The organism is Companilactobacillus versmoldensis DSM 14857 = KCTC 3814 (assembly GCF_001434295.1).
In the GTDB taxonomy this organism is placed as follows: Bacteria; Bacillota; Bacilli; order Lactobacillales; family Lactobacillaceae; genus Companilactobacillus; species Companilactobacillus versmoldensis.
Window position 1 is genome coordinate 1 of the sequence record NZ_AZFA01000036.1, and the last position, 11,002, is coordinate 11,002.

Genomic DNA, 11,002 nt, shown 5'->3' on the forward strand with positions numbered 1-11,002 from the left:
TTTGACTTAGAGCCAAAAAAAATCCTAAGCAAAGTATTAACACTTTGCTTAGGATAATTTTTTATTCGATCACGTCTAATTCAACGGGATCTTTTTTATTTTTATTAAATAATTTAGCGTTATACAGTGCAAAAGCTAAAGAAGTTACGAAATAAATACTTACTGACGGAGCTTCAATAACATGTCCTGTCAACAAAGCCATTCCAAATCCCAATAGGACACTGGATACTAGCATAGCCCATTTGAAGGACCACATATCTTTGAAGTGTCTGAAGAACAAGATCAATAAATAGATAAAACTAAATATCAATGGTAAGAGATAAACTATTCCGCCTAAGAAACCAAATTGGAAGATGATGTCAATATAGTCCATTTCGACCAACTTAGCTTGCTTAACCTTCTTAAAGCTAGTGGCATAACCCATTCCAAATACTTTTTGAGCAGGTGTTGCCTTGCTGAAGTTTTGTGCGGCATTTTCAAAATAAATCGTCCGACCACTAAAAATATATGAAACGTACTTATTTGTCTTAACATAGGCCTTTTGGTCTTTGTTTAGACCCTTCTTGGTCTTGGCACGCTGTTTCTTGTCTTGGATCATTTCTTCATGGAGATCGTTAGTTTTTGAAACTGCAGACATAGTTGGATATCCAACACCAATACCGACTAATGTCAAAATCATCACTACGATCATGCCGTTCAAATGAGCGATGCTACCCTTTCTTTGGATCCGTTGAACAAGGGCAGCTAGTAAGGCCATTATTGAGCCAAAGATGATAGCGATGAATGATCCCTTAGTACCGATCAATAGTGCTGAATAGATTGCTAATACAACTGAAATCCAATAATACCATCTGGTAGCTTTGGATAATAGATCAGTTGCATACCAAACCAAGATTGGGAACGAGATCGAAACGATGGCACTTAGTTCGTTAGCAGCATAAAACCAGCCGCTCTCTCCCAAATTGTAATAGGAATAAGAACTAAATCCTGTCCCTGTAAAATGTGCGATGATCATTACTAAGGAAATAATGTTGACCGCATAAAAGACGACACGTGGAAAATATTTATTTAAAATGCCATCGTGATGTAACTCTTCAAATGCATAAATGTAGCCTAATAACATAATTGGGTAGTACAGACTCTTAGCTAGAGTCGTTAATTCCAAGCTTGGAACGAATAGTTCTTTTTGCTTGTAATTAACGAATAGACTTATCACAGCCATTAAGGCTAACAGGACAAAATAGCCAATGACGATAAAGCCTTTTTTATTATTACGATTCAATAATAAATACATTAGCAAGAAGGCTACTGTAACTACCATGACCAACATTCTGACTAGAACCCCAAAAGTCACGTCAATATTAGCCTTAGTCATCACACCTGTGATGGCGTCCAGGACCGGTTGAAAAACAATATACAGCATTAAGAAAATGCTGTATCTTCTAATAAAACTTTGCATAAAATACTCCCAATTAAAAATTTAAAGTAGATGATTACTCATATACTAACCTATTTGCCGTACAAACGACATTAAAATTTATCTTTCCAAATAAAATTCGAAACGGTCACCAACGTATTGGGAACGGACATACTCGAATGGTAAGCCGTCATCTAACATGGTAACTTGTCTCAGACGTAAGATAGCAGAACCCCGCTTAACATTCAATAAAGTAGCGATTTTTTCTGAAGCTAACATCGCTGAAACAGTCTGATTAGCTTTACCTAATTTTAGACCAGCTTTTTCTTCAAGTGCATTATAAAGTGAAGAAGTTATATCTTGTTTATCAAGATTTTCAACGATCGTACTTGGAATGGTCGCAACCTCAAAACAAATCGGTTGTTTATCAGCATAACGAATACGTTCCATTCGTAAAACCTCATCCCCATCGTGAAGATTCAATTTTTCCATCTCACTGAGAGATGGGTCAGCCAAGTGATAAGAAACTGTCTTACTTGATGGTTGCTTACCTTGGCTTTCAGTGATTTCAGTAAAGCTAGTAGTCCCCGACATTTTTTCTTGAACTTTACTGCTAGCAACATAGGTGCCAGATCCTACTTGACGTTGGAGAATACCTTCATCAACTAATGTTTGAATAGCTTGTCTGAGCGTCATTCTGCTTACATCAAAATCGTCAGCAAGTCTACGTTCGGAAGGGATCCGAGCGCCAACCGCCCACTTACCGTCTTCGATTTCTTTTTTAATGCGATTATGGATCTGAATATAAACAGGAACTTTCATCATGACCCTCCCCCACGATATTGCAAAGATTAGTTATAAGTAAATTATACAGTAAATTAACAAATTTAGAAAAAAAAGGACCGATTAAGTATCGGTCCTTTTTAAGTATTGGGTTAGCTGGATTCGAACCAGCGCATGACAGGATCAAAACCTGTTGCCTTACCGCTTGGCTATAACCCAATGAATGGAGGGGAGTGGATTCGAACCACCGAACCCGAAGGAGCGGATTTACAGTCCGCCGCGTTTAGCCAGACTTCGCTACCCCTCCGACACATCATCTCTCGACTCAAATCATATTACCGAAAAACAATACCAATTTCAAGTGGTATATCTAGAAAATTTTCAAAAAATAAAAAAAACAGATCAGTCCAAGACTGATCTGTTAATAAAATTTATTTTATAAAGAAATAATTATCTGTATTAATTGACACCCTTCATCAGAGGTTTGATCTTTGGTACTAAGACCGCCAAAATAATAGCAGCCACGATCAAGAAGGCACCAGTGATTCCAAAGAACATCATTTCATTAGCAGGATCCCCAGCATGGAAGACCTTAACTAATTGAGCGTTGACCGCTTGTCCAGCTGAATCGGCTAGGAACCACATACTCATCATCTGAGACTTGAACGCCTTAGGTGCAAGTTTAGTTGTAGCAGATAGACCAACCGGCGAGACGAGCATTTCACCAATTTCAATCAGTCCCCATTGGGCAACTAACCACCAAGGGCTAACTTTACCAGTTCCAACACCCATCAAAGGAATAATTAGAACGAAATATGATAGAGCTGTAAATACTAAACCTAACCAGAACTTAGTTGGTGAAGATGGCTGTCTTTTGCCCAATTTGATCCATAACCAAGCAAAGAATGGTGTATAGATGATGATGAAGAATGGGTTCAATGACTGGAACCAACCAGCTTGTAAGTTCATACCAAAAGCACTTAATTTAGTTTGTTCAGCAACAAATAAAGCCATGATAACCGAACCTTGTTCTTCAATAGCCCAGAAAATTGCAGCAGCAATAAATAATGGGATATAAGCAACAACCCGAGATCTCTCAGTTGCGTTAACCTTCTTACTTCTTAATATGATAATGAAGTACACGATAGGTAAAGCAATACCAAGAACACTCAAGATAACGATAAAGTTATCGATTGTTAATGAGTGAGTGAATAACATGATCAAAATGATCACAACAATGGCGATAACACCATAAACGACTCGATTGATAACAGTTTTACGTTCTTTATCAGTAATAGGATCCGGTGCTTTTAAACCAGATGCTGGCAAGTATTTCTTACCATCGATCCAGTAAACAATCAATCCAATAAACATACCGATAGCTGCTAGTGAAAAACCAGCGTGGTAGTTAAATTCAGAAGCTGTCCATTGAACAACTAGTGGAGCAAATAACGAACCTAAGTTAATACCCATAACGTAGATACTGAAACCAGAATCTCGTCTTGGATCATCGTCAGTATAAAGTGTACCAACCATGTCTGAAACATTTGGTTTTAATAAACCAGTACCAATAGTGATCAACAGAATGGAACCAAATAATCCACTCATACCAATTGGCAGTGATAGAACGATATGACCGAACATAATGGCCACACCACCCCAGAAAACAGTCCTTCTAGGGCCTAAAAGTCTGTCACTAATAAATCCACCAACAACACTAGTCATATAAACTAATGAACCATAGATAGCCATGATTGATGCGGCGGTAGTCTGGTCCATGCCTAGACCACCCTTTTCTACAGCAACGTACATGTAGAAAATAAGGATGGCACGCATACCATAGTAACTGAATCTTTCCCAGAATTCAGTTAGAAATAATGTTCTTAAACCTAACGGCTGCCCTAAGAAACCGCGGTCTTTTTTCGCATCCATTTATATAAATTCTCCTAACTTATCACAACAATAAATAAATATTAAACTGTTACTTTAACAATGTCAAAGCAATTTTAATTATAACGCCAGAAACCCAGACATACCAACAAAAAAAAATAAGAATCCTTTAATAAGGACTCTTATTTATTAATTATTTTGTATGCTTAAAGGCCATCGTTGCTGATACAGCATCTTTCCAGCCAGCATATAAATTATCACGCAAAGTATCTGTCATCTTCGGTTCAAATCTTTCACCAGAATGATAATTTTGCTTGATCTCATCGATATCTTTCCAATACCCAGAACCTAATCCAGCCAAGAAAGCAACTCCTAACGAAGTTGTCTCCAAGTCAGATGATCTTTCTAGTGGGATATTCAAAATATCAGTTTGAAATTGCATCAAGTAGTTATTGGCAGAAGCCCCACCATCGACTTTCAAAACATCAATTGGAATACCTGTATCAGAACTCATTGTCTCGATAACATCCTTAGTTTGATAAGCGATAGATTGCAGAGTTGCCTTAACGAAATCATCTTGGTTGGAGCCACGTGTTAGTCCAAAAACAGTCCCACGGGCCTCATCGTCCCAGTATGGGGCACCTAAGCCAGAGAAAGCAGGGACAACGTAAACTTCATCAATATCTGTCGAACGTTCAGCAGCAGCCTCAGAATCGGGTGTCTCCTTGATCATTCTTAAACCATCGCGTAACCATTGCAAAGCAGCACCAGCCACGAAGATAGAACCTTCAAGAGCATAGTTGACCTTACCATCGACACCATAGGCAATAGTTGTCAACAAATTATTATCAGATAAAGCTGGTTCTTCACCAGTGTTCATCACAGCAAAGGCACCAGTACCATAAGTATTCTTAACATTCCCTTTGTCAAAGGCCATCTGACCAAACAATGAAGCCTGTTGTGAACCAGTCATACCAGTGATAGGAACTTGTGAACCGTAGAAATGATAATTCTTAGTTGAACCAAAGTTTTCAGCGTTAGTTCTAACTTCAGGCAACATCTTGCGTGGGATGTTCAACAACTTCAACAAGTCATCGTCCCAATCCAAAGTATTGATATTGAACAACATGGTCCGACTAGCATTGGCATAGTCAGTCAAGAAACTCTCGCCACCAGTTAACTTCCAGAGCAACCAAGTATTGATGGTCCCAAAGAGCAATTCTCCGTTTTCAGCACGTTCTTGGGCTCCATCAACGTGATCTAGGATCCAGCGTACTTTAGTAGCTGAGAAATATGGGCTAATAATCAAACCAGTCTTCTTGTGAATGGCTTCTTTGTGGCCTTCTTCGATCAAATCGTTAGCCAACTGGGAAGTTTGACGTGATTGCCAAACGATGGCGTTATAAATTGGTAAGCCAGTCTTTTTATCCCAAACAACGGTCGTTTCACGCTGATTTGCGATCCCAATCGATTCAATTTGATCAGGTTTAACACCGGATTCAATGAAAGCTGTCGCAATTGAAGATTGAACAGCGTTCCAGATTTCATTGGCATCATGCTCGACCCAACCAGGATTTGGATAAATTTGTCTAATATGATGACGAGCAGTAACGATCTTTTTACCACTGTGGTCAAAGATGATGGCTCTTGCAGTAGTAGTACCCTCATCGATAGCTAAAATATATTTTTTCTCCATTATTTAACACTCCTGAAAATAAAAAGAAAAGGCGTCAAGACACCCTTTCTAGTTTTTTAGTACTTATTAAGGAATCAAGCTATAAAGCCAGGCACCAATAGCACCACCAAACATTGGTCCAACGATAGGAACCCAACTATATGCCCAGTCGGATGTACCTTTGTTAGGAACAGGCATGATCTGATGAGCAATTCTTGGACCCAAATCTCTGGCAGGGTTAATAGCATAACCTGTGGTCCCTCCAAGCGAGAAACCAATTGAAGTGATCAAAAGACCAACAGCAATCGGATTTAATCCACTTGTAAAGTTACCTCTTGTAAATGCTAGTAAAGCAAACATTAGAACTGTAGTTCCGATAAATTCTGAGAAGAAGTTCATACTGTATCTTCTAATAGCAGGTGCAGTAGCGAAAATCGTTAAAATAGCATCAGAATCTTTGGTTTCTTTGAAATGATCATAGTAGAAGGCCCAGACGATGATACCACCGACGACACCACCTAAAATCTGAGCAATACTATAAGGAATTACATAGGCCCAACTGAATTTACCAGCAATAGCCATACCTAATGAAACGGCTGGATTCAAATGAGCAGGACTCAAGAAAGCAGCACAATATACAGCAATAGTGATGGCAAGACCCCAGCCAAGTGCAATAGCGACCCAGCCAGCTCCTTGAGCTTTTGATTTATTTAAAGTAACACCGGCACAGATACCATCACCAAGAATGATAAGGACGGCTGTACCTATAAATTCCCCTAAGAGTTGTAACGATAAACTGTCATGCATGATCAATACCCCCGTTATTTAACTGCCTTATGTTTGAATTGTCTGGTAGCACTGACAGCTTCCTTCCAACCCTCATAAAGGTAATCGGAACGTTTCTTGTCCATGCTTGGCTTGATGATATCACCTTCGGTGTAATCCTTCTTGATCTCATCAATGTCTTTCCAATAACCAACTGCAAGTCCAGCTAAGAAGGCTGCACCCAAGGCAGTTGTTTCCAAATCTTTAGCTCTTTGAACTGGTGTTTCAAGAATATCAGCTTGGAATTGGAGCAAATACTTGTTTTTAGCAGCTCCCCCATCAACCTTCAATGTCGGAATGTCGATACCAGTATCCTTGTGCATTGTTTCAATAACATCACGTGATTGATAAGCCAATGACTGCAAAGTAGCTTTAATGAAGTCTTCACGAGTCGTACCACGTGTCAACCCAAAGACTGCACCACGGGCGTCTGAATCCCAGTATGGAGCACCTAAACCAGTAAAGGCAGGAACAACATAAACTTCATCATCGTTCTTAGATGCCAAAGCAGCAGCTTCAGAATCAGGAGCCGAATCAACCAACTTCATAGCGTCACGTAACCATTGAATAGCTGACCCAGCGACGAAGATAGAACCTTCAAGAGCATAATGAACTTTGCCGTTGATACCGTAACCAATCGTCGTCAACAAATTATTTTCTGATAATTGAGGTTCTTCACCAGTATTCATGACGATAAAGGCACCAGTACCATAGGTATTCTTAACCATTCCGGGTTCGAAAGCCATTTGTCCGAACAAGGCAGCTTGTTGATCACCGACCATCCCTGATACGGGAACTTCTGATCCGTAGAAGTGGTAATCTTTAGTTTTTCCGTAGACTTCTGAATTTGGACGTGCTTCAGGCAACATTTCCTTAGGAATATTGAGAACTTTTAAGATTTCATCGTCCCATTTAAGGTCTTTGATGTTGAAGAGCATCGTTCTACTTGCGTTGGAGTAATCAGTGACGTGAACAGCGCCACCAGTCAGCTTCCAAAGTAGCCAAGTATCGATAGTCCCAAATAATAATTCACCTTTTTCAGCACGTTCTTGGGCACCATCAACATGATCTAAGATCCAACGGATCTTAGTAGCTGAGAAGTAAGGGTCGATCAACAGACCAGTCTTCTCATGGATCATATCTTCGTAGCCATCTTCTCTAAGTTTGTTGGCAATATCGCTAGTTTGACGTGATTGCCAAACAATAGCGTTGTAAATTGGCAAACCAGTTACCTTATCCCAAACGACAGTCGTTTCACGTTGGTTAGTGATGCCGATACCAGCGATTTGATCAGGCTTGATGCCTGATTCAATAAATACGTTAGCAATGGTCGATTGAACCGCGTTCCAAATTTCATTGGCATCGTGTTCAACCCAGCCTGGTTCTGGAAAATATTGCGTAAACTCTTTTTGAGCGTCAGCAATTTTATGTCCTTTCTTGTCAAAAATGATTGCTCGGGTACTTGTAGTTCCCTCATCAATCGACATAATATAATTTTCTGTCATTACACACACCTCAATCCACTTAATGTAAGCGCTTTTTCAAATATAAGATTACAGCATTGTAGTTATTTTGTAAATACAATTTTGCTTATTTTCACAAAACATAGTTTGTTATAAATTCACAAAATCAGCGAGAAAACAACGATATCAAGCAATAGCCATTGATAATTTGCTAGATTGTGAATATGCGAACGTTATCAAAACTTAATTTCTTTCAAAAAATTTTACATAAATTTGGAAAATTATAAAAAGCAAAATTGAAATGATTGAGACGATCCAGCCAGTTTTCAGCCCGGGAACAACATAATGCAACTTGATCTGATGGTTTCCAAGCTTCAGATCGATAGCCATCAAATTACCAACTACTCGCTTGATCTGAACCTTTTTACCATTGTCCAAAGCCTTCCAACCCTTGTCATACGGGATGCTGAGTAATAATGGCTGAGTCGATGAGCTCTTGATAGTTCCTCTCAAATTATCATTTTTTAAATTAGAAGTAATTTTCAGAGAATTCTGTTTGAATTGATCTCGGGAATTTTGAAATAGCTCATCATCTAAGGTTTGGAAATACGCCGGATTTAGGCTCAGAGGTGAGGTTGTCCTAATTTTCACATGGACATGTTTCCCCTCTGCAAAATCGCCTAATTTCATAACAGCCTGATTTTCAACTAAAATTTGTGAAGTTTTGATTTCTTTGCCATCAACAAATATTTTCGAATTATCATAATTTATCGGTGCAACATAGAAATAGAGTTTCCCTTCAGCAGTTGTCGTAAGATCAAAATTATAAGTCTTTTTACGTTGATGCTTGGTCTTAGTCATATGGTTGATCTGGGCATTCTTCAAAAATTCCGTATTCGTCCCTGTCAACGCTTGCCAAAGTCGATTCTGATTATCCAAAGCCTTCAATGGCTCCATTTGGAAATTATAAACATCAGGACTGACTAAAAAGCCCATTGAAGGCGAACCGTAATAATCAACGATTCGATAATGGTGATCAAAATGTTGAATATTGTAATTAACGCCAAATAAGGCATTTGTAAGGTCAGTCCCACCAGAACTACTGATTCGCCGGACATTCCTACTAAAATATCCTAGGTTGTTCATCATCATCATCGTCCGTTGATTCAAAGTCGAACTGTACAGGCTCAACCCGTTGACATCAAACAACATTGGATCATTATAATTATTGTATTGTTCTGGAAAGGCTGCATTGATACCTGATTTGGAAACAATGATCCGATGACCAGGTTCGACAAGTTGATGGACATTTCTCAGTGCCGACGACTCAGCTTTATATTGCTTGCTATAAATTTTTTGACTACCAAAATTAGCGGTCGACATGACTGAATTGAAGTTGGCGGCAACTTCGAAAACGACCATCAGTAGTAGTAGGAATTGGAATTTTCTGCTACTGCTGAACAAATTAAGGATTATTCCTGACAGGATGATGCAGACGATAGAGATCCAAAAATAATAGCCATTAGCTGTATTATCCGGCTTTTCAAAGTTCATCTGCTCAATTAATTTTGGCAACAACCATAAGGTCGCGTAACCGATACTGATCAGGATTCCTGCTGTCGACGTTGCCTTGATCAAAGCAGTTTGATCACGGAAAACTCCTTCGTCGAACGCTTTATAAGCTATAAAGATACAGACGAAAGTAAAAATAAAACTATTTCGAAATGGGAATCCAGCTGGATTTTGGAACATATGCCAAACAGTATTAAAAGTGGTAACTAGCATGCTGAGCACTAATACACCAATCAAAATAGCGGAATTATTTTTATCCTTGGACGCAATCTTGTGACTATAGAAATAAGCCAACAACAAGATCAAGACCGCTGAAGTCATAAAGACTGATGGACCGTGGTGGAGTCGTTGAATAAAGGTGTTCCCACCGACGCCTAATTGAGTGAAGGCCTCAAAACCGAATCGTAATGATGGTAAATAATTCGTCAGATCAAAAGAACTTTTACCAGTGTTGAGCATTCCCGAAAAAGTCGGTATGAGTACTACAGCTGAACTCAGCCCTGCAAGAAGTGAACTGATCAAATAGTTTTCGATGATCCGTTTTCTTTTTGGCGATTTCATGAGTTGTTGATCCATAAACAAGTATATGAAAAAAGCTACTGAGAAAAAGCACAGCATATAGCCTAGATAGTAATTAAAAATTATTGCTAATAATAAGGAAAGATAATAAAACCAGATTTTATTTTCGTTAACTAATTTGATGACACCAATGGCCACTAAGGGCAACATTATCAAGGCATCTAGCCACATTAAATCGTAGAAATATGAAGCTACGAAACCACAAAAACTATAAGTAACGGTAAAAATATAGTTAGAGGGTCTCACTTTATGAAAATACTTGTTTAAAAACATTGCCATTGTGATACCCATGACCGAAATTTTTAACATGATCAGGATATCGGCAGCAATCGGCACTTGATAATTCTTGAAAAACACTAAAATCAGATTGAACGGTGATAAAAGATAATAACTAATGATAGGAAAAAAGTTGTCACCGAGTGACTGACTGAATAAATATAGATGAACATCGTTATTAACTAATTGACGTCTTAATTCAGTCAAAAAATCAATATACTGCGTCCCCAGGTCACTACTTAAAAAGTTATTATCCCCAAACGGTACTAAACCAGCACTCCAAAAAATAATCGAAATGATCACTAGATTGAGTAAAAAGGTTCCTAAGTAGTACCAACTTCGTTGTTTACGCATTTGAACAAATTCCTCCGAATTTATCGTTGTAATTATTATTGTAAACCAAGCCTCAACAAAAGGCGTCTAGTGATAACGATTTTTATATTGGAAATATTATTATTCGTAAAGAAAGACAAAAAAAGATTCCAACAATTCAAAATTGTCGGAATCTTTTGGGTCTAAACT

At 38.5% G+C, this 11,002-nt stretch carries 7 protein-coding genes and 2 tRNA genes; all 9 read right to left on the reverse strand.

What is annotated here, in order from left to right:
- Positions 1-61 precede the first annotated feature (61 nt).
- The gene (locus tag FC27_RS11070) at positions 62-1,459 is read right to left on the reverse strand and encodes an O-antigen ligase family protein (RefSeq protein WP_010624412.1); all 1,398 of its coding nucleotides are present in this window, start codon (positions 1,457-1,459) and stop codon (positions 62-64) included.
- Between the two features lie 78 nt (positions 1,460-1,537).
- Positions 1,538-2,239 (reverse strand): GntR family transcriptional regulator, encoded by a 702-nt coding sequence (locus FC27_RS11075; RefSeq protein ID WP_010624413.1) that lies wholly within the window; start codon positions 2,237-2,239, stop codon positions 1,538-1,540.
- 108 nt (positions 2,240-2,347) lie between these two features.
- A tRNA-Gln gene (locus tag FC27_RS11080) sits at positions 2,348-2,419 on the reverse strand.
- A gap of 5 nt (positions 2,420-2,424) precedes the next feature.
- Positions 2,425-2,507, reverse strand: a tRNA-Tyr gene (locus FC27_RS11085).
- Positions 2,508-2,659: 152 nt separating this feature from the next.
- Positions 2,660-4,132: a peptide MFS transporter gene (locus FC27_RS11090; RefSeq protein WP_010624414.1), complete on the reverse strand. Its 1,473-nt coding sequence runs from the start codon at positions 4,130-4,132 to the stop codon at positions 2,660-2,662.
- Positions 4,133-4,283: 151 nt separating this feature from the next.
- Positions 4,284-5,786, reverse strand: coding sequence for a glycerol kinase GlpK (gene glpK / locus FC27_RS11095; RefSeq protein ID WP_010624415.1), 1,503 nt, complete (start codon positions 5,784-5,786; stop codon positions 4,284-4,286).
- Positions 5,787-5,852: 66 nt separating this feature from the next.
- On the reverse strand, positions 5,853-6,572 hold the full coding sequence (locus FC27_RS11100; protein WP_010624416.1) for an MIP/aquaporin family protein: 720 nt from the start codon (positions 6,570-6,572) through the stop codon (positions 5,853-5,855).
- A 14-nt stretch (positions 6,573-6,586) separates the two neighbouring features.
- Positions 6,587-8,095 (reverse strand): glycerol kinase GlpK, encoded by a 1,509-nt coding sequence (gene glpK, locus FC27_RS11105; RefSeq protein ID WP_010624417.1) that lies wholly within the window; start codon positions 8,093-8,095, stop codon positions 6,587-6,589.
- Between the two features lie 201 nt (positions 8,096-8,296).
- Positions 8,297-10,834, reverse strand: a complete 2,538-nt coding sequence (locus FC27_RS11110; protein ID WP_082597213.1) for a YfhO family protein — start codon at positions 10,832-10,834, stop codon at positions 8,297-8,299.
- Positions 10,835-11,002 lie beyond the last annotated feature (168 nt).